This window comes from Bacillus sp. AR2-1, assembly GCF_008368755.1.
GTDB classification, from domain to species: Bacteria; Bacillota; Bacilli; order Bacillales; family Bacillaceae_G; genus Bacillus_A; species Bacillus_A wiedmannii.
On record NZ_QORY01000008.1, the window covers coordinates 1 to 19,463 of the forward strand.

At 36.5% G+C, this 19,463-nt stretch carries 20 protein-coding genes and 1 pseudogene; 17 read left to right on the top strand and 4 right to left on the bottom strand.

The features are described 5' to 3' along the window. Positions 1–407 (top strand): annotated as a pseudogene (locus DT250_RS09590) (peptigoglycan-binding protein LysM); the annotation flags it as partial. 179 nt (positions 408–586) lie between these two features. Further along, on the top strand, positions 587–1,234 hold the full coding sequence (locus DT250_RS09595) for a YhcN/YlaJ family sporulation lipoprotein (RefSeq protein ID WP_001093539.1): 648 nt from the start codon (positions 587–589) through the stop codon (positions 1,232–1,234). A 33-nt stretch (positions 1,235–1,267) separates the two neighbouring features. Here the strand turns inward: DT250_RS09595 and DT250_RS09600 are convergent, their stop codons facing one another. Then, positions 1,268–1,711: a branched-chain amino acid ABC transporter substrate-binding protein gene (locus tag DT250_RS09600; protein ID WP_149213001.1), complete on the bottom strand. Its 444-nt coding sequence runs from the start codon at positions 1,709–1,711 to the stop codon at positions 1,268–1,270. 436 nt (positions 1,712–2,147) lie between these two features. On the opposite strand from DT250_RS09600, the gene DT250_RS09605 reads away from it, so the two are divergent. The 3 genes from DT250_RS09605 (at position 2,148) to DT250_RS09615 (ending at position 4,116) form a co-directional block, all read left to right on the top strand. Then, on the top strand, positions 2,148–2,468 hold the full coding sequence (locus tag DT250_RS09605; RefSeq protein ID WP_149213002.1) for an ArsR/SmtB family transcription factor: 321 nt from the start codon (positions 2,148–2,150) through the stop codon (positions 2,466–2,468). A gap of 67 nt (positions 2,469–2,535) precedes the next feature. Then, the gene (locus tag DT250_RS09610) at positions 2,536–3,465 is read left to right on the top strand and encodes a DMT family transporter (protein WP_149213003.1); all 930 of its coding nucleotides are present in this window, start codon (positions 2,536–2,538) and stop codon (positions 3,463–3,465) included. A 120-nt stretch (positions 3,466–3,585) separates the two neighbouring features. Beyond that, positions 3,586–4,116, top strand: coding sequence for a BofC C-terminal domain-containing protein (locus tag DT250_RS09615; RefSeq protein WP_087985316.1), 531 nt, complete (start codon positions 3,586–3,588; stop codon positions 4,114–4,116). A gap of 10 nt (positions 4,117–4,126) precedes the next feature. Here DT250_RS09615 and DT250_RS09620 read toward each other — a convergent pair whose 3' ends face one another. Then, a complete protein-coding gene (locus DT250_RS09620; RefSeq protein WP_149213004.1) occupies positions 4,127–5,071 on the bottom strand; it encodes an iron-hydroxamate ABC transporter substrate-binding protein in 945 nt (314 codons plus the stop codon). 188 nt (positions 5,072–5,259) lie between these two features. Between DT250_RS09620 and ruvA the strand changes: the two genes are divergently transcribed. Genes ruvA through yajC form a run of 6 tightly spaced genes read left to right on the top strand, consistent with a single transcriptional unit; the run spans position 5,260 to position 9,593 of the window. After that, complete coding sequence (ruvA, locus tag DT250_RS09625) at positions 5,260–5,877, top strand: Holliday junction DNA helicase RuvA (RefSeq protein WP_088064464.1); 618 nt, start codon at positions 5,260–5,262, stop codon at positions 5,875–5,877. Between the two features lie 5 nt (positions 5,878–5,882). Next, positions 5,883–6,884, top strand: coding sequence for a Holliday junction branch migration DNA helicase RuvB (gene ruvB / locus DT250_RS09630; RefSeq protein WP_149213005.1), 1,002 nt, complete (start codon positions 5,883–5,885; stop codon positions 6,882–6,884). Further along, the gene (locus tag DT250_RS09635) at positions 6,881–7,081 is read left to right on the top strand and encodes a DUF2905 domain-containing protein (RefSeq protein WP_000138162.1); all 201 of its coding nucleotides are present in this window, start codon (positions 6,881–6,883) and stop codon (positions 7,079–7,081) included. The genes ruvB and DT250_RS09635 overlap by 4 nt, the downstream gene beginning before the upstream one ends. Positions 7,082–7,100: 19 nt before the next feature. Then, positions 7,101–8,153 (top strand): tRNA preQ1(34) S-adenosylmethionine ribosyltransferase-isomerase QueA, encoded by a 1,053-nt coding sequence (gene queA, locus DT250_RS09640; RefSeq protein ID WP_048541404.1) that lies wholly within the window; start codon positions 7,101–7,103, stop codon positions 8,151–8,153. Positions 8,154–8,165: 12 nt separating this feature from the next. Then, positions 8,166–9,305 carry a tRNA guanosine(34) transglycosylase Tgt gene (gene tgt, locus DT250_RS09645; protein ID WP_000125362.1) on the top strand — a complete coding sequence of 380 codons (1,140 nt, stop codon included), beginning with the start codon at positions 8,166–8,168 and terminating at the stop codon, positions 9,303–9,305. Between the two features lie 27 nt (positions 9,306–9,332). Further along, entirely contained in the window at positions 9,333–9,593 is a 261-nt protein-coding gene (gene yajC / locus DT250_RS09650; protein ID WP_001068064.1) for a preprotein translocase subunit YajC, read from the top strand. Between the two features lie 36 nt (positions 9,594–9,629). Here yajC and DT250_RS09655 read toward each other — a convergent pair whose 3' ends face one another. Further along, the gene (locus DT250_RS09655; protein ID WP_000349129.1) at positions 9,630–10,013 is read right to left on the bottom strand and encodes a TIGR04086 family membrane protein; all 384 of its coding nucleotides are present in this window, start codon (positions 10,011–10,013) and stop codon (positions 9,630–9,632) included. A gap of 103 nt (positions 10,014–10,116) precedes the next feature. Here DT250_RS09655 and DT250_RS09660 point away from each other — a divergent pair, with 103 nt between their 5' ends. Next, positions 10,117–10,764 carry a DUF421 domain-containing protein gene (locus DT250_RS09660; protein ID WP_000455380.1) on the top strand — a complete coding sequence of 216 codons (648 nt, stop codon included), beginning with the start codon at positions 10,117–10,119 and terminating at the stop codon, positions 10,762–10,764. A gap of 29 nt (positions 10,765–10,793) precedes the next feature. Here DT250_RS09660 and spoVB read toward each other — a convergent pair whose 3' ends face one another. Next, a complete protein-coding gene (spoVB, locus tag DT250_RS09665) occupies positions 10,794–12,353 on the bottom strand; it encodes a stage V sporulation protein B (protein ID WP_149213006.1) in 1,560 nt (519 codons plus the stop codon). A 186-nt stretch (positions 12,354–12,539) separates the two neighbouring features. On the opposite strand from spoVB, the gene DT250_RS09670 reads away from it, so the two are divergent. From DT250_RS09670 to DT250_RS09690, 5 genes are all read left to right on the top strand, one after another. Further along, entirely contained in the window at positions 12,540–12,824 is a 285-nt protein-coding gene (locus tag DT250_RS09670; RefSeq protein ID WP_000890214.1) for a post-transcriptional regulator, read from the top strand. A gap of 270 nt (positions 12,825–13,094) precedes the next feature. Beyond that, entirely contained in the window at positions 13,095–15,359 is a 2,265-nt protein-coding gene (gene secDF, locus DT250_RS09675) for a protein translocase subunit SecDF (RefSeq protein WP_088064462.1), read from the top strand. A gap of 156 nt (positions 15,360–15,515) precedes the next feature. After that, the gene (locus DT250_RS09680) at positions 15,516–16,409 is read left to right on the top strand and encodes a cation diffusion facilitator family transporter (protein ID WP_000409733.1); all 894 of its coding nucleotides are present in this window, start codon (positions 15,516–15,518) and stop codon (positions 16,407–16,409) included. A gap of 101 nt (positions 16,410–16,510) precedes the next feature. Beyond that, complete coding sequence (gene recJ, locus DT250_RS09685; protein WP_149213007.1) at positions 16,511–18,850, top strand: single-stranded-DNA-specific exonuclease RecJ; 2,340 nt, start codon at positions 16,511–16,513, stop codon at positions 18,848–18,850. Between the two features lie 47 nt (positions 18,851–18,897). Continuing rightward, the gene (locus DT250_RS09690) at positions 18,898–19,410 is read left to right on the top strand and encodes an adenine phosphoribosyltransferase (RefSeq protein WP_000346221.1); all 513 of its coding nucleotides are present in this window, start codon (positions 18,898–18,900) and stop codon (positions 19,408–19,410) included. The last annotated feature ends 53 nt before the right edge of the window (positions 19,411–19,463 follow it).

Genomic DNA, 19,463 nt, shown 5'->3' on the forward strand with positions numbered 1-19,463 from the left:
CGATAATGGATAATAATCAACCACCGAATATGATGCCATATCAAATACCATACCAACAGCCTATGATGCCGCCAAATCCGTATTATCAACAACAAAATCCATATCAAATGCCATATCAGCAAGGGGCACCGTTTGGACCGCAATATACGTCTATGCCAAATCTAAATATGATGCCAATGGATAATAATATGCCACCGCTCGTGCAAGGAGAGGAAGATTGTGGATGCGGAGGAGAGAGTAGGCTATATAGTCCGCAACCTGGAGGACCACAATACGCGAATCCTTTATATTATCAACCAACTCAATCGGCATATGCGCCACAGCCAGGAACGATGTATTATCAACCAGATCCACCAAATGTATTTGGGGAGCCGGTTTCAGAAGAAGAGGACGAAGAGGAAGTTTAAAAAAGGCGGGATTATTCCCGCCTTTTTTGTATGTAGAGTCGTTCTGAAAATGGAAGATTTACATCAAATGTTAGAAAATCCCCAGTGAAATATTAACAGTGTAAAAACCTTCTCTGTTACTCATCATAAGAGGGAGCTTTTCAGAAGAGAAGTTCATTCTAACAGAGGGGGTTTTTGTATTGAATACGAAAGTAAAAGTGATTGCTGCTTCTTTGTTAGTTACCAGTGCATTAGCTGCATGTGGTACACCAAAAGATAACAATGCAATGGATGGACGTAACTACAACTATAAGCATACATCTTATAATGATACACACCAGTATCGTGATAATGTAGCGCGTAATGATCGCTATACAGATTATGTAACATATAGAAATGGTCGTAACGATACAGGATATAACAATTATTACCGCGATGTAAATTACAACGGACAAATTGCTAATCCGCATCCAACTCGTAATATTACAATGAACAATTCATACATTAACAATGATGGTAAAACAGCTGAAAGAATAACGAATCGTGTGAAACGTATGAATAACGTAGACCGCGTGTCTACAGTTGTATATGGAAACGATGTAGCGATTGCAGTAAAACCACGTAATACAGTGACAAATGAAACGGCGATGGCGAACGAAATTCGTCAAGCGGTTTCAAATGAAGTTGGAAACAGAAACGTATATGTTTCTGTAAGAAATGATATGTTTACTCGTGTCGATGCAATGAGTACACGCCTACGTAATGGTACAGTTACAAACGATTTTAATCGTGATATAGGGAATATGTTCCGAGACATTCGTTACGGTTTAACTGGTACTATGCGATAGCAAAACAAAAGAGGAAGGGGTAGCCCTTCCTCTTTATTCATCGTTGTCGTGTAAACGACGTTTTTTAATGAAATAACTAATGGAATAAGAAATTAAAAAGCATATAAAGAAAATACTACCTGTTAGAATAGCCTCAAAGAGAGGTCTTTTTGGACTGAAAATGATATAAATAATGGCTATAATAGTTCCTGCAATAAGAGAGCGTAAAATAATTTTGTAATAAGGAGTTAACTTTATATCCTTTTCGCCTTCTTCTACATCGATAGAAACGCTTAACTGTAAATAACTAAGTACGATACTTGTAAGGATAAATAATAACCATAATGGAGATTTCGTAGCTTGATCCATTCCTTCAGTGAATCCGATATATCCTAAAATGCCAATTATACCAAGCGATTGAAAAAGAAAGGCAATACGTATGTTTTTTAATGTTTTCAGAATGAGACGTTCATCCTTTATTTTTTTCACAATATCCATCTCCTGTTTATTATGATTTCGCTATTATATTAATTGTAACATATATATTGCATTTATCAATTTATAATTTACACGAATTTCGTTTGAGTAAAAGAGGAAATAAAATATTTTTATAAACATGTTGCACTTATACTTTATTAATGTTATATTAGCAAAGCGATGAGCTAATTTACGTAAGACGAGAGATATGCTTAAGTGCTAAACACGCGAATGTGGTCGCCTGGTCTCTCGCCGTAAACGCATCAAGACGCCTGCTTTGCAGGCGTCTTTCATTTTATATGAATGTAAAGGGAAGAATGGAGGAATCCAATCTTCCCTTTTTTATTGAAATGAAAGTCGGAAAATAAAGTTATTTACAAGTGTATATGAAAGAGTTACTATTTAATGGTAATATATTACATGTTTTTTAGATATAAAAGGTTGGGATGAATAGGATATGGAGAATTTTGAATGTAGAAATACAGAAGTTGTATTAGAGAAATTTAAGGTCGTAACACCTATATTTCAGGCGTTAGGAGATGAGAATCGTCAGCAAATTATTATGTTTCTATTAGAAAACAAGCAGATGAATGTAACACAAATAACAGATAAAATGGGGATTTCTAGACCGGCTGTTTCACACCATTTGAAAATTTTAAAACAAGCAGAATTAATTGTAGCGGATCGAAATGGAAAAGAAATTTTTTATTCTATAATAGCAGGAGAATTTTTAAAACAGGTGAAGGATTTACTTCAAGCAATAGAGTCAAATTATTAATTTTTTTTAAATAACAAGTAAACGAGTTTAAACCTTTAAACCTATTTGCTTAAAAGGGGTAATAAAAATGAAAAGAATAAACCGTATGTATGTAATTATGTTACTTGTTCCTTTGTTTTGGGGTGGATCTTTTGCAACAGCAGAGCATGTTATTACTGAAATTCCACCGATTACTGCAGCAACAATTCGTTTTGGTTTAGCTAGTTTTATTTTAATAGGCATAATTTTTATGAAATCTGAGTGGAATACAAGTTTGTTATTAAAGAATTGGAAAGGGCTGTTATTTGTATCGCTAACAGGTATTTTTGGTTATAATGTTTTTTTCTTTATGGGACTTAACTATACTTCCAGCCTGAATGGCTCGCTTATTATTGCTACAATGCCCGTTTTTGTAACATTGGGAGCAATATTATTTTTTAAAGAGTCTTGGAGTATAAAAGTGGGAATAAGTTTAATGTTGTCCCTTATAGGTGTAATAGTTGTTATTACGAGTGGTTCAATGAATATACTTATGTCTTTGTCATTTAATAAGGGAGATCTTTTATTTATAGCTGCTTTAATCTGTGGGGTGTTATATAGCTTAACAGGGAAAAAAGTTATGAGTGGTGTATCACCTTTGTTAACTACAATGAGTATGACCGTATTAGGAACCGTTTTTTTAGCAGGATTTTCTCTATATGAAGATGGGTGGGGAAAGGTTTTAACGCTTTCTTTACAAGGATGGCTAGAAATGTTGTATATGGTCATATGTGGGACGTTAATTGGGTATATCGTGTTTAATAAAGGAGTAGAAGAGTTAGGTGCAAGTAAAGCGAGTATGTATTTGAATTTAACCCCCATCGTAGCTACTGGCATAGCAGTTATAGTATATGGAGCAGTTGTTACGTGGCAACAAATAGTTGGGATGATAATCGTATTAATTGGAGTTTATATAGCAACGGTACAATCAAATAAAGGTATAAAAAAGTTTTCACGTAATCAATACGTTTCGAAATAGGTAGAAATCATTGGACTCTATAAGTCTTAATGAGAGTAATCTATGAATTAGGGATAAAACCTCCATTTCCGGAAAAACTACTAATGAAAGTTTGATCTTGCCTAAAAGAGGTGAACGGAAATGAAATGGATACTGATTACGATGCAAGCTTTCGTTATGATGTTTTGTTTCGTTTATGAAACGAATGTGAAGGCGGAAGGGCCAGTACCAGAAGTAACAGAAAAAGAGCCTGAAGTTACAATTTTATTAGAGCGAATGTATGTTGATGGAGAAGTAAGTGAGGAAATCTTTACAGAAAAAGTAGCGGACTTAGAAAAGTTTTTACAGCAGTATAAAGAATGGCAGCTCGTTGATCGTGATGATGTACAAATTGTATTACAAAAGAAAGTTGATGATATTTCTCCGTTATTAAAGACGAGCGGTTATTTTGGTGTGTCAGAGGAAGGGATATTACAAATTTTCAAAGGTGTACCGAAAAGTGATAATGCGATTCATTCCTTCTTTCAAATTGATATGAAAAAGCTTGAGAGCTATGAGCGTGCGAAGTTGAAGCGTGGTATTCGTATTAAATCAAAAGAAGGTTTTGTGAAGACGATTGAAAAAATGAAGCAATACGCAGTGCAAAATAAGAAAAAAAGCAGCTCATGGTGAGCTGCTTTTTTTACTTGTTTTTATCTAAAATTTGTTTTGCGATTTCATCAATTAGCATATCTTTTCCGATTGGATTGAAAGCTTTCGTATTGAAGAGTTCATTTGATACTTCATATACGTGATTGTTTTTAACTGCTTTATTGTCTTTCCAAACGGCACTGTTTTTGTAGTCTTCGTAAACTTTATCAGCTTCGCCGCCAAAGTTTACAATAAACATTTGATCAGGTTGGAATGCAACAAGACCTTCTAACGATACTTGTGCCATCGTTTGTTTTAAATCTGTACCTTTTGTTGCTGGAAGTTTTAAGTCATTAAAGATGATGTCACCGTATCCGAAGCTACCGTATACACGGAAGTTTTGTGGTGTAACTGCGACGAACATAAAGTTCTCATCTTTTGTTTTTTCTTTAATTTTTTTAGATAAAGAGTCTGCTTTTTTATCGTAGTCTGCAATCCATTTGTCTGCTTTCTTTTCTTCGTCAAATAGTTTACCTACTTCTTTAAACTTACCGCGCCAGTCTTCTAAGTTTGTTTCTAAAACAACTGTTGGTGCAACCTTTTCTAATTGATCATAGATCTTCAATTGACGATTATTTAAAATAATTAAGTCTGGTTTTAATGCAGTAACAGCTTCTAGATCAACTTTAGGTGCCCAGTACCACCCTACTGCTTTTACTCCGTCTAATTTTTCTGTTAAATGATTTTGGATTTTATCTTTATATGTGTTTGCTGTACCAACAGGTTTGTGTCCAAGAAGTAATAATTCTTCTGTTGATCCAGACAGGTCAACAATTCTCTTTGGATTTACTGGAATTGTAGCTCCCCCTTTAGCGTGTTTTACAACTTTTGTTTTCAGTTGTTCTTTCGCTTTCGATTCTTCTTTTTGAGAAGAACAGCCAACGATAGAAAGAACAACTAGCATAATAGTAAATAAAATAAATAGCTTTTGTTTCATCCTGATGTAACCCCTTTAATTAATATTGATAATCATTATCGACTTCTGTATATTAAGGTGCTTCATACTTTCTGTCAATGGAAAATAACAGAAGTTTCAAATAGGGAACATTTGTTGGGGTAGTCTCGCTTTTCTATCATTAAATATGTTAAAATGGAATACATGATTTAAGAGGGAGAGATTGTATTTTGTTTGAATATGTTACAGGTTACGTGGAGTATGTAGGACCGGAATATGTCGTAATTGACCATAATGGAATTGGTTATCAAATTTTCACACCAAATCCGTATGTATTTCAAAGAAATAAGCAAGAAATCCGTGTCTATACATATCATTATGTGAGAGAAGATATTATGGCACTTTACGGGTTTAAAACACGTGAAGAGCGTTTATTATTTACAAAGTTGTTAGGTGTGTCTGGTATTGGACCAAAAGGCGCTCTTGCAATTTTAGCGTCTGGTCAAACAGGACAGGTCGTTCAAGCGATTGAACACGAAGACGAGAAGTTTTTAGTGAAGTTCCCGGGCGTCGGAAAGAAAACAGCACGCCAAATGATTTTAGATTTAAAAGGAAAACTAGCTGATGTCGTGCCAGATGCATTTGTTGATTTATTCTCAGACACAGAACGTTTTGATGAGAAGAAAGGTTCATCAGTTGAGCTTGATGAGGCGCTGGAAGCTCTGCGCGCACTTGGATACGCAGAACGAGAAGTTTCTCGCGTTGTACCAGAGTTATTAAAAGAATCATTAACGACGGATCAGTATATTAAAAAGGCACTTAGTCTTTTACTAAATGGTAAGAGGTGAGTATAATGGACGAACGTCTCCTTTCAGGGGAATCTGCATATGAAGATTCGGATTTAGAATATTCATTACGGCCACAGACGCTCCGTCAGTATATTGGCCAAGATAAAGCGAAACATAATTTAGAAGTGTTTATTGAAGCAGCGAAAATGCGTGAAGAAACGTTAGATCATGTGCTTCTATATGGACCACCAGGACTTGGTAAAACGACGCTTGCCAATATTATTGCCAATGAAATGTGCGTAAATGTTAGAACAACTTCAGGTCCAGCAATTGAAAGGCCGGGAGATTTAGCAGCTGTATTAACAGCACTTCAGCCGGGTGATGTATTATTTATTGATGAAATTCATCGTTTGCATAGGTCAATTGAAGAAGTGTTATATCCTGCGATGGAAGATTTTTGCCTTGATATCGTAATTGGAAAAGGGCCATCAGCACGGTCTGTACGTTTAGATTTACCGCCATTTACATTAGTTGGAGCAACGACCCGTGCGGGGGCATTATCAGCGCCGCTTCGTGACCGTTTCGGTGTACTTTCAAGATTAGAGTATTACACAGTAAATCAGCTTTCTGAGATTGTTGAACGTACAGCAGAAGTATTCGAAGTTGAAATTGATTCGTTAGCCGCACTAGAAATTGCAAGACGTGCTCGTGGTACACCTCGTATTGCGAATCGTTTATTACGACGTGTACGAGATTTCGCACAAGTTCGTGGTAACGGAACGGTTACGATGGAAATTACACAAATGGCGTTAGAACTACTGCAAGTAGATAAATTAGGTCTAGATCATATCGATCATAAATTACTGCTTGGTATTATTGAGAAATTCCGTGGTGGCCCAGTCGGGTTAGAAACGGTTTCGGCAACGATTGGAGAAGAATCTCATACGATTGAAGATGTATATGAGCCATATTTATTACAAATTGGCTTTTTACAACGAACGCCAAGAGGCCGAATCGTAACGCCGCTTGCATATGAGCATTTCGGAATGGAGATGCCAAAAGTATGACGGAGATGCCAAAGCTGCTTATTACAGCTGGTATTTTGCTCATTGTTGTTGGATTAGCTTGGAAGTTCATAGGAAGGCTTCCAGGCGATATTTTTGTGAAAAAAGGTAACGTTACCTTTTATTTTCCTATCATTACATGTATTGTGTTAAGTATTGTATTATCTTTTATTATGTATATAATAAATCGATTTAAATAAGAAATAGGTGGATATAGTTATGGATATTAATCTGTTTGATTTTCATTTACCAGAAGAACTTATTGCACAAATCCCATTAGAAGATCGTGAAACATCAAGATTAATGGTGTTAGATCGTGAAACAGGCGATATTGAGCATAAACATTTTACAGACATTCTTTCTTACTTACATGAGGGGGATTGCTTAGTTTTAAATGAAACGAAAGTTATGCCTGCTCGTTTGCACGGTGTGAAAGAAGATACAGGCGCGCACATTGAAGTACTTCTTCTAAAACAAGAAGAAGGCGATAAGTGGGAAACGCTTGTTAAGCCAGCGAAACGTGTAAAAGAAGGAACTGTTATCTCTTTTGGCGAAGGGAAATTAAAAGCAACTTGCATAGGAACTGCAGATCAAGGTGGACGTCATCTTGAATTTTCATATGACGGCATCTTCTATGAAATTTTAGATGAACTTGGGGAAATGCCACTTCCTCCATATATTAAAGAGACGCTAGAAGATCGCGATCGCTATCAAACAGTATATGCGAAAGAAATCGGTTCAGCAGCAGCGCCGACTGCGGGACTTCACTTTACAGAAGAGTTACTGGAGAAGTTAAAACAAAAAGGCGTCGGGTTAGCTTTCATTACACTTCACGTAGGACTTGGAACATTTAGACCAGTTTCTGCAGATACGATTGAAGAACACCATATGCACGCAGAATATTACCATATGTCTGAAGAGACAGCTGCGTTATTAAATCGCGTGAAAGAGAATGGTGGACGTATTATTACGGTAGGTACGACTTCAACTCGTACGTTAGAAACAATTGCGACAGATCATAACGGTAAGCTTTGTGCTGCTTCTGGATGGACAGACATTTTTATGTACCCAGGTTATGAATTTAAAGCAATTGATGGTTTAATTACAAACTTCCATTTACCGAAATCAACATTAATTATGCTTGTAAGTGCATTTGCAAATAGAGATAATGTACTTCATGCTTATAATGAAGCAGTAAAAGAAAAATATCGTTTCTTTAGCTTCGGTGATGCAATGTTCGTTGCATCTCACGCTAAAATGGGAAACAAATAAAAGGAGTAAATTATGACAGCAATTCGTTATGAATTTATTAAAACTTGTAAACAAACAGGTGCCCGTTTAGGACGTGTACATACGCCGCACGGTTCATTTGATACACCAACATTTATGCCAGTTGGTACACTTGCAACAGTTAAGACAATGTCACCAGAAGAATTAAAAGCAATGGATTCTGGCATTATTTTAAGTAATACGTATCATTTATGGCTACGCCCAGGTCACGAAATTATTCGTGAAGCAGGTGGTTTACATAAATTTATGAACTGGGATCGTGCGATCTTAACGGACTCTGGTGGTTTCCAAGTATTCAGTTTAAGTGACTTCCGTCGTATTGAAGAGGAAGGCGTTCACTTCCGTAACCACTTAAATGGAGATAAATTATTCTTATCACCAGAAAAAGCGATGGAAATTCAAAATGCATTAGGATCGGATATTATGATGGCATTTGATGAGTGTCCACCTTTCCCGGCTACTTTTGAATATATGAAGAAATCTGTAGAACGTACAAGCCGCTGGGCAGAACGTTGTTTAAAAGCGCATGAACGTCCACAAGATCAAGGTTTATTCGGTATTGTACAAGGCGGAGAGTTCGAAGAGCTTCGTCGTCAAAGTGCAAAAGACCTTGTTTCAATGGACTTCCCTGGTTACGCTGTAGGTGGTTTATCTGTAGGTGAACCGAAAGATATTATGAACCGTGTACTTGAGTTTACAACACCACTTCTTCCAGATAATAAGCCACGTTACTTAATGGGAGTAGGTTCTCCTGACTCGTTAATCGATGGTGCAATTCGTGGTATTGATATGTTTGACTGCGTACTTCCAACTCGTATCGCTCGAAATGGTACATGTATGACAAGTGAAGGCCGTCTAGTTGTAAAAAATGCGAAATTTGCAAGAGACTTCGGTCCGCTTGATCCAAATTGTGATTGCTATACATGTAAAAATTACTCTCGTGCGTACATTCGTCACTTAATGAAATGTGATGAAACGTTTGGAATTCGTTTAACGTCTTATCACAACCTTCATTTTCTGTTAAACTTAATGGAGCAGGTGAGACAAGCTATTCGTGAAGACCGTCTTGGCGATTTCCGCGAAGAATTCTTTGAACAGTATGGCTTTAATAAACCGAATGCTAAAAACTTCTAATACATAATTTAAAAGGAGGAACAAAAGATGAATCCAGGTATGATGAATATCGTTATGATCGTTGCGATGTTTGCGATTTTCTATTTCTTATTAATTCGCCCGCAACAAAAGCGTCAAAAAGCAGTTGCTCAAATGCAAAATGAGTTAGCAAAAGGTGATGCTATCGTAACAATCGGTGGTTTACACGGTACAATCGAATCAGTAGATGAGACGAAAATCGTTATTAAATCTGGTGGTTCACACTTAACTTTCGATCGTAATGCGATTCGTGAAGTTGTGAAAAACTAATGAGAAAGGCCCTGCATGAAATGTGCAGGGCCTTTTTTAGTTGTTTTGTTTTGACATATTTACCCCGAAAATACCACCGAGTGTACTCGCGCCCATTAATGCTAGTTGATAAAGTAACTGGGAGTTCGATAAAGTTTGAGAGAAGCCTAAATAGTTAACTAGAAAAACAAGTATAGCGAATGTAAGACCTGTTGTGAAACCTACTAGCCAACCTTTCCCTTGTGCTTTTTTGCCGGCAGTAAATCCGGATATAAGCATAGATAAAAGAGCTAGTATAAAAATAGTAACGGCTAATGTCTCTTCAGTCATATCTGTAAACTTTAATAAAAGAGCCATAACCATGCTAATAATTGATGCGAAAATTAATAAGGTAATGATACCAAAGCCGATTGCGGTTGATAATTTTTTCGTTCCATCCATTTATACATTCCCCCTTTTTAATACAAGCATATTTTCTTTTTGCCCAAGTTAGACTAGTTTATTTTTTATAGGGGAGTCTATACGTAAAAAAGGAGATGTAGAAATGGAATGGGTATCAATCATTGGCCGGACGATGCTTTTGTATATCATCATATTAATTATTTTTCGTCTTATGGGTAAACGTGAAATTGGAGAGTTAAGTGTATTAGATTTAGTCGTATTCATTATGCTTGGGGAAATGGCTGTAGTCGCAATTGAAAATACCGATAAATCACTTTGGCACCAATTAGTTCCGATGACTTTTCTTATGTGTATACAGATTATTTTGTCAGTCATTTCATTAAAGTTTCAACGATTTCGGCATTTAATAGAAGGTGAGCCGGCTATTCTTGTAAATGCGGGGAAAATTGATGAAAAGAAGATGAGAAAGCAGCGTTATAATATAGATGATTTATTGATGCAATTAAGGGAGCAAGGAGTTGGAGATATCCGAGATGTAGAATACGCTATTTTAGAACCATCTGGGAAGTTATCTGTCTTTCAAAAACAAAAAGGTAAACAGGATACATTGCAGTTTACTCTTCCTCTTATTATTGATGGAGAAATTCAATTGAATCATTTACAAATGATTGAACATACAGACGAATGGCTCATTGGAAAATTAAAAAACTTAGGTTATAACGATATCACACAAATTTTATACTGCAGCTTTCAAAACGGACAATTTTTTGTTGATTTGAAAGAAAACTAGAGGCTTACTATATGAAATAGTAAGCTCGTTTACTTCAAAAATGAAAGTTTTCGAATGATTGGAAGTCGACTTAACTCTTCTTTTCGAATGAGTTTGAAAGTGAAGAGGAGGATAATATAAACGATTGTTGTTAAAGTGATTTCCCATAATGTTTGTACGCCGAGTGAATGAGAGAAAACTATATATTTATGAAGGTAAAAACCGAAAGCGCCTGCAATACCGATAGCAAGTCCGCCGAAAATGTAGTCTTTTGCGTAAATGGTAAATGTAATTTTCTTTAAAACAGTAGCGTAATGAAGGAATGTTACCGTCACTATATTTGCTGCAATTGCAAGGGCAACCCCCATCATTTGAAAATCTGGCCTTGAAGCTAGTACAAAAATAACGATTAATTTCACGATGGCGCCAATAAATGTATTCATCATTGCAGCTCTTGCTAAGTTTAAAGCTTGTAAAACAGAGGTAAGTGGACTTTGAAAGTAATGAAATAAAAAGCAAGGTGCAAGAAGCTGGATAAATGCTGTTGCACTATCCGATCCATACATAAGAGTTAAAATAGGAGAAGCGAATACGTATAATATAACGACTGACCACCCACCAGTAATTAATGAGATCCGAAGAGCTTGTTGGAGGCGGTGTTCCACTAATTTATGCTGTCTTTTAGCCATCGCTTCACTAATAGATGGAACGAGTGCTGTAGAAAGAGCGTATGTAATAAAGGCTGGCAGTGATAGAAGTGGGAATGCATAACCGTTTAATATACCGTATTGCTGGGTTGCGACAGAGGCAGCAACTCCGGCAATCGCTAAGCTTTGCATAACAACGATAGGTTCAAAAAAATATGAAACGGAACCGATTAAACGACTTCCTGTAGTTGGAAGAGCAATATCCATAAGAGAATAAAATGTACCCTTGCTCTCCTTTACAGTAGTGAAAAATCCAGAGCGTATAGATAAATGTTTTTCGCGCTGGAATAAAGTGAGTAAAAATAATAACGATGCAACTTCACCGAGAACGGCTGATAACATAGCGCCAGCTGCAGCATATTCTACACCGTAAGGTAAAAATAACTGAATGCATATAGCGATAATTGTAATGCGGACAACTTGTTCTATAACTTGAGCATAAGCGCTAGGTTTCATATTTTGTTTCCCTTGGAAATAACCGCGTAAAACAGAAGAAACAGCAATAACAGGAACGACAGGTAAAATGGCCATTAATGGATAGTACGTTCGTTCATCAGTTAATAATGTTTTTGCTAAAATAGGTGTGAGGAGCATAATTCCAATTGTTAAAATGATACTAATAACGGATGTAACAGCTAATGATACTGTTAATATTTTTTTAACTCTTTGTTTATCGTTCACAGCTTCCGCTTCTGCTACAAATTTTGCGATTGCGACAGGAAGGCCGATTTGTGTTAATGTAATTGCTAGAATGAATGTAGGAACGGCCATCATATAAAGGCCAACACCTTCTTCCCCTAAAATACGTGCCATTACAATCCGGTTAATAAATCCAAGGATTTTGGTAATAAATCCGGCTATCATTAAAATAAATGCGCCTTTTAAAAAGCTTTGTCTCGTCATGGTCTTCTCCTACCTTCTCAAAATCAGTGGAATGATTTACAATAATTTATATGCACGTATGAGACAAGAATGACAAGCATTTAAGAGAGTGAAGTATGAGAGTGCTCTTGAAAGTAGTTATTGCTGTCCATTAGAGCGGGATTAAAAGCGACTTTTCGTGCTGAAATAAGAAGGAGATGTTTATGTATGTTAGAAAAAGAGGCTTTGGTAGAATCATACCGCGGACAGTTACAAGTCGTTTTAGAAAGCAAAGTAGAAGAGTTTCACATGTTCGGTTATGACCGAGTAACAGATGATGATATTTGGAAGTTTCTTAAAGTGAAGAAGTGGAAAAAAATAAACGGTGATGTTAGATTATATGAATTAGTAAATGATGTATTAAGAGTAAGTACTAATGAATATATGAATTATTTAACTGTTGAAGCATATCAAGCGCCACTTTGGTCATTTGATGAATATGAAAATAAATAACCGACTGCAATTGGTTTGTTCTTCCTTTTGCAGTATAATGATAGGTATTGATAATGAGGAAATAATTATGTCTAAGATTATATATAAAGGGGGTAGTGAAGAGAAAAAATAAATAATGAAAGTGTAGGTATTGTGAAAAACTTACCGACACAGCTAGTGATGAACTAGCAAAATTATAGAAAGGAAGTCTACTAACTAGGCGTATGCACACGTGTAAAAGTAAATCGTAAGAGATTTATTTAAAGTGTTAGTAGCAGAAAGAGGGTACATATGGCAAAGCGTGGTACGAGAATTGCCGCCTTTTTCCTCATCGTTTTATTAATCGGTGGAGTAATTGGTGCGGCAGGAAAAGACATAGCAAAAGGAATTAGTCTAGGACTAGACCTTCGCGGTGGTTTTGAAATTCTATATGAAGTAAAACCAGCCAAAAAAGGTGATAAAATCGATCGAGACGTACTTGTAAGTACAGTAGGCGCTCTTGAAAATCGTGTCAATGTTCTCGGTGTAAGTGAGCCGAACATTCAAATCGAAGGGCAAGATCGAATTCGCGTACAGCTTGCTGGTGTACAAGATCAGCAAAAAGCACGTGAAATGTTATCAACACAAGCGAAATTAACATTCCGTGATGTAGATGACAACCTTCTTATGGACGGAACGGATTTAAAAGGCGGCGGAGCGAAGCAAACATTTGATGACCAAGGCCGTGCGAGCGTAGGTCTTACACTAAAGAGCGCTGAAAAATTCCGTGAAGTAACTGAAAAAATTTCAAAAATGCCACCACCAACGAATTTAATGGTAATTTGGCTTGATTTTGAAGAAGGAAAAGATTCGTACAAAGCAGAATCTGCAAAACCGAATCCAAAGTTCTTATCAGCAGCAACAGTAGACCAAGTATTTAACCAAGCTGAAGTATCTATCGTAGGTGGAAACTTCACAGTTGAAAGTGCGAAACAACTTTCATCTTTATTAAATGCAGGTGCACTTCCTGTTGATTTAAAAGAAATGTATTCAACATCTGTTGGAGCGAAGTTTGGTCAACAAGCGTTAGAGCAAACAATTTTCGCTAGTGCGATTGGTATCGCTCTTATTTTCTTATTTATGCTTGTATTCTACCGTTTACCAGGAATTGTAGCGGTTATTATGTTAGGTTTATACATTTTCGTTACATTACTTGTCTTTAACTGGATGCATGCAGTTCTTACGTTGCCAGGTATTGCGGCGTTAGTGCTCGGGGTAGGTATCGCAGTTGATGCGAATATTATTACGTACGAGAGACTGAAAGAAGAGCTGAAAATTGGTAAGTCAATGATGTCAGCATTTCGTGCGGGTAACCATCGTTCATTAGCAACAATTCTAGATGCGAACATTACGACACTTGCAGCAGCTGGTGTGTTATTTGTTTATGGTAATAGCTCTGTAAAAGGATTCGCAACAAGTTTAATCGTAAGTATTTTAGTTGGTTTCGTTACGAACGTATTCGGTACTCGTTTCTTACTAGGATTACTTGTAAAGAGCCGTTACTTCGATAAAAAACCAGCATACTTTGGTGTGAAACAAAAGGATATTATTCCATTAACAAAAGGTGTAGTACATCCACCGACAAGATTTGATCGTATTAACTTCGTAAATATCGGTCATAAATTCCTTGTTTTCTCGATTGTAGTTGTAATTGCAGGTGCAATTATTTTACCAATTTTCAAATTGAATCTTGGTATTGATTTTGCGAGTGGTACACGTATCGACTTGCAATCAAAACAATCAGTTACTGTATCAGATGTTCATAAAGATTTTAAAGAATTGAACATTGATGTGAAGGAAGAAAATATTGTACCTACTGGAGATGACAATAAAGGTTTCGCCGTTCGTACTTTAGGTGTTCTATCAAAAGATGAAATTGCGAAAACAAAAACATTCTTCCATGATAAATACGGTACAGATCCAAACGTAAGTACAGTTTCACCGACAATCGGTAAAGAGATTGCACGAAATGCATTTATCGCAGTATTAATTGCTTCTGCGGTTATCATTTTATACGTAAGTATTCGATTCCGATTTACGTACGCATTATCTGCAGTGCTTGCATTATTACATGATGCGTTCGTTATGATTGTTATATTTAGTATTTTCCAATTAGAGGTAGACTTAACGTTTATCGCTGCGGTATTAACAATCATCGGTTATTCTATTAATGACTCGATTGTTACATTTGATAGAAACCGTGAATTATACAAACAGAAAAAACGAGTTCGCGATATAAAAGACTTAGAAGAAATCGTAAATGCAAGTATTCGCCAAACGCTTGGTCGTTCAATTAACACCGTATTAACAGTGTTATTCCCAGTAATTGCGTTACTTATCTTCGGTAGTGAGTCACTACGTAACTTCTCGTTTGCGTTACTTGTTGGATTAGTTGTAGGTACGTACTCTTCTGTTTTCGTTGCTTCTCAAATTTGGTTAATGCTTGAAAACCGTCGTTTGAAAAAGGGTAAAAACAAGAAAAAGGTTGAGAAAGTAGAATCTGAACCGCAAGTATAAAAAAGATGATGTCTCTTTATGAGGCATCTCTTTTTTCGTTTGTGGATACAATAAGATAGCAACTTTTTAATAGAAGGGATATGGAAAAAATTGGTGTTGTTATCACTGTTTTTGTTACAATAAAAAGATAGGTTAAGAAAAGAAGGGATTTTAATTATGGAAAAAGATGAACGTTTTAAACAGGCCGAGTTTGGTGCTATTGTCGGGATCGTTGGTAATATTATATTAGCGATTGTAAAGGCGGTAATTGGTTATATTGGGAACAGTAAAGCGCTATTAGCGGATGCCGTGCATTCTGCATCAGATGTAATTGGTTCGCTAGCTGTATTGTTTGGATTGCGAGCAGCGAAGCAACCGCCCGATGAAGATCATCCGTACGGTCATGGTAAAGCGGAATCGATTTCAGCAATTATTGTTGCAGTATTATTATTTATTGTGGGAATCGAGATAGCGATTTCGTCTATAAAAGCTTTTTCGCAGGAACTAGAACCACCGAAGGGAATTACGATTTTTGCTGTTGTTCTTTCAATTATCGTGAAAGAAGGAATGTTTCAATATAAATTCCGATTAGGGAAGAGGGTAAATAGTGATGCAATTATTGCAAATGCATATGAACATCGTTCGGATGTATTTTCTTCAATTGCAGCTTTAATCGGTATTTGTGCAGCGATTATTGGTGGTAAGTTCGGGTTAGATTGGCTTGTATATGCCGATCCAATTGCAGGATTATTTGTTTCACTTCTTGTTGCAAAAATGGCATGGAGTATTGGGGCAGAAGCAATTCATGCAACGCTTGATCATGTTCTTCATGAGGAAGATGTTGTTCCGCTTAGAGAAGCAGTACTTCAAATAGACGGTGTGAAAAAAATCGGTTCTTTATATGCAAGGGAGCATGGTCATTACGTTATTGTCGATATTAAAGTTTCTGTAGATCCATACATTACTGTAGAAGAAGGGCACCGCATTGGAAAGCATGTGAAAGAAACGCTTATGGAACAAGATAACGTACAAAATGTGTTTGTACATATAAATCCGTATTCTCCAAATTAAACATTATTAACATTTTAGTATATAGATATTGCAGCGTAGTTTGCATTATATTGTCACCCCTTAATCTGTCTTGTATAATGAACAGGTTAAGGGGTGATTTCGTGTTACAACCGAAGACGCGTTGGAAAGAAAAAGAATATAATGACGAGCGAGTGAGTGAATTAGCAAGTAAATTAAAATTATCATCACTTGTCGTTTCGTTATTCCTCGGTAGAGGACTAGATACAGAAGATAAGATTTTAGATTTTTTAAATACAGAAAATCAAGAATTTCATGATCCATTTTTATTAGAAGGAATGGATAGAACGGTAGAACGTGTCAATAAGGCGATTCAAAATGGAGAGCAAATATTAATATTTGGTGACTACGATGCGGACGGAGTAAGTAGTACGACTGTGTTATATCTTGCTTTGCAAGAATTAGGTGCAAATGTAGAATTTTATATCCCAAACCGTTTCACAGAAGGTTATGGACCAAACGAAGAAGCATTTCGTTGGGCGCATAGCGCAGGATTCTCACTAATTATTACTGTCGATACTGGTATCGCAGCAGTACATGAAGCGAAGGTAGCGAAGGAGCTTGGAATAGATCTTATTATTACAGATCACCATGAGCCACCACCAGAATTGCCAGAAGCACTTGCGATTATTCATCCGAAATTAGATGGCGGTGTATATCCGTTTCACTATTTAGCTGGTGTAGGTGTTGCATTTAAAGTTGCACATGCACTACTAGGTCGTGTACCAGAACATTTATTAGAAATTGCAGTAATTGGTACAGTAGCCGATTTAGTGTCACTTCATGGTGAGAATAGATTGCTAGTGAAGCGCGGTTTAAAACATATGCGCATGACGAAAAATATCGGACTAAAGGCGCTATTTAAAGTTGCTAACGTTTCGCAAAGTGAAATTACAGAAGAGAGCATTGGATTCTCACTCGCACCGCGTATTAATGCAGTTGGCCGTTTAGAAGATGCTACGCCGGCTGTACATCTTTTATTATCAGATGATCCAGAAGAAGCGAAAGAGCTAGCTGAAGAAATTGATGAGCTGAATAAACTGCGAAAAGATATTGTAAAGCAAATTACAGAAGAAGCTATCGCTGAAGTGGAAAATAATTTCCCCCCAGAAGACAATAAAGTACTAGTACTGGCAAAAGAAGGCTGGAATCCAGGTGTAATTGGAATTGTCGCATCTAAATTAGTGGAACGTTTTTATCGTCCAACGATTGTATTATGCATTGATCCTGTAAAAGAAACAGCAAAAGGTTCAGCACGTAGTATTGCAGGATTTGATTTGTTTGCAAACTTGTCAGATTGTAGAGAGTTATTGCCACACTTCGGAGGGCATCCGATGGCAGCGGGAATGACGCTACATATGAATGATGTAGATGAATTGCGCCGCCGCTTAAATGAACAAGCAGAGGTAATTTTAACAGAAGAAGATTTTATTCCAATTACAGCTGTTGATGTCTTTTGTAAAGTGGAGGATGTAACACTGGCAGCAATTGAAGACATGCAAAAGTTAGCGCCATTTGGTGTTGGAAATCCAAAACCGCGTATTGCAGTGAAGGATGCAGAGTTAGAAAGTATTCGTGCAATCGGATCAGATGGCTCTCATTTGAAAATGGCTCTTCGCGATGGACAAGCGACACTGGATACAATCGGATTTGGATTTGGTGCGTATGCGAAAGAAATTTCTCCAGTTGCAAAGGTATCTGTAATAGGAGAAGCATCTATCAATGAATGGAATAATTTTAAGAAGCCGCAATTAATGGTACAAGATATTGCTGTAGAGGCGTGGCAATTATTTGATTGGCGTAGTATGCGTAACGTAGAAGCGAATGTATCAGAACTTCCGAAAGAAAAAATAACGATGGTGTATTTTTCTGAAGAGGTATTGAATAAATTTTCTTTAGAAGACTTTAAAGAGCATATGATGCATGCATCAGAAGTAACTCATTTAGACGATCAATACATCGTGTTACTTGATTTGCCAAAAGGAACAGATGAATTACGAGATTTATTTAAAGTGGGGTTCCCGTCGCGAATTTATACGCTATTTTATCAAGAGAATAATCATTTATTTAGTACTGTTCCAACGAGGGAACATTTTAAATGGTACTATTCTTTCTTGAGCCAAAAAGCACCATTTTCTTTAAGACAATATGGAGAACAACTATGTCGACATAAAGGTTGGTCAAAAGATACAGTAAATTTCATGACACAGGTGTTTTTTGAGTTAGAATTTGTTACAATAAAAGATGGCGTCATTTTTATGGCAGACAAAAAACAAAAGCGTGATTTAATTGAATCGAACACATATCGTGAGAAAATGAACCACTTACAATTAGAAAAAGAATTGGTTTATAGCACATATCAGCAACTATATACATGGTTTGAAACGATTCGTAATCATAAAGAAGTAGAACAGTTAGGGTAAAGGATTTGTATTTACAAACCTTTTAGATCTGAGGAGGATTCAGAAATATGGATTTCAAGCAACATATCGCAATTGTACCGGATTATCCAAAAGAAGGTATTGTATTTAAAGACATTACACCGTTAATGAACGATGGTAAAGCATACAAAGCAGCAACAGATGCAATCGTTGAGTATGCAAAGAAAAGAGACATTGACGTTGTAGTAGGGCCAGAAGCACGTGGCTTTATTATCGGTTGCCCAGTTTCTTATGCGTTAGAAGTAGGTTTTGCACCAGTTCGTAAATTAGGGAAATTACCACGTGAAGTAATTACAGTTGATTACGGTAAAGAATATGGTAAAGATGTTTTAACAATCCATAAAGATGCAATTAAGCCAGGTCAACGCGTATTAATTACAGATGATCTATTAGCTACAGGTGGAACAATTGAAGCGACAATTAAGCTAGTTGAAGAACTTGGCGGAGTTGTAGCAGGAATTGCATTCTTGGTAGAGCTTACTTACTTAGATGGTCGTAAAATGTTAGATGGTTACGATGTATTAGTATTAGAAAAATACTAATCACTATATAGGTAAAACTACGGTGATAAAAAGTACCCGTGAATCTCTTGGAG

Coding starts and splice junctions, on each gene's coding strand:
- DT250_RS09605 (WP_149213002.1), top strand. CDS start 2,148: ATGGAGAATTTTGAATGTAGAAATACAGAAGTTGTATTAGAGAAATTT.
- yajC (WP_001068064.1), top strand. CDS start 9,333: ATGAATCCAGGTATGATGAATATCGTTATGATCGTTGCGATGTTTGCG.
- DT250_RS09660 (WP_000455380.1), top strand. CDS start 10,117: ATGGAATGGGTATCAATCATTGGCCGGACGATGCTTTTGTATATCATC.
- DT250_RS09600 (WP_149213001.1), bottom strand. CDS start 1,711: ATGGATATTGTGAAAAAAATAAAGGATGAACGTCTCATTCTGAAAACA.
- DT250_RS09690 (WP_000346221.1), top strand. CDS start 18,898: ATGGATTTCAAGCAACATATCGCAATTGTACCGGATTATCCAAAAGAA.
- ruvB (WP_149213005.1), top strand. CDS start 5,883: ATGGACGAACGTCTCCTTTCAGGGGAATCTGCATATGAAGATTCGGAT.
- DT250_RS09620 (WP_149213004.1), bottom strand. CDS start 5,071: ATGAAACAAAAGCTATTTATTTTATTTACTATTATGCTAGTTGTTCTT.
- DT250_RS09680 (WP_000409733.1), top strand. CDS start 15,516: ATGGAAAAAGATGAACGTTTTAAACAGGCCGAGTTTGGTGCTATTGTC.
- DT250_RS09610 (WP_149213003.1), top strand. CDS start 2,536: ATGAAAAGAATAAACCGTATGTATGTAATTATGTTACTTGTTCCTTTG.
- secDF (WP_088064462.1), top strand. CDS start 13,095: ATGGCAAAGCGTGGTACGAGAATTGCCGCCTTTTTCCTCATCGTTTTA.
- DT250_RS09635 (WP_000138162.1), top strand. CDS start 6,881: ATGACGGAGATGCCAAAGCTGCTTATTACAGCTGGTATTTTGCTCATT.
- spoVB (WP_149213006.1), bottom strand. CDS start 12,353: ATGACGAGACAAAGCTTTTTAAAAGGCGCATTTATTTTAATGATAGCC.
- DT250_RS09655 (WP_000349129.1), bottom strand. CDS start 10,013: ATGGATGGAACGAAAAAATTATCAACCGCAATCGGCTTTGGTATCATT.
- tgt (WP_000125362.1), top strand. CDS start 8,166: ATGACAGCAATTCGTTATGAATTTATTAAAACTTGTAAACAAACAGGT.
- queA (WP_048541404.1), top strand. CDS start 7,101: ATGGATATTAATCTGTTTGATTTTCATTTACCAGAAGAACTTATTGCA.
- DT250_RS09670 (WP_000890214.1), top strand. CDS start 12,540: ATGTTAGAAAAAGAGGCTTTGGTAGAATCATACCGCGGACAGTTACAA.
- DT250_RS09615 (WP_087985316.1), top strand. CDS start 3,586: ATGAAATGGATACTGATTACGATGCAAGCTTTCGTTATGATGTTTTGT.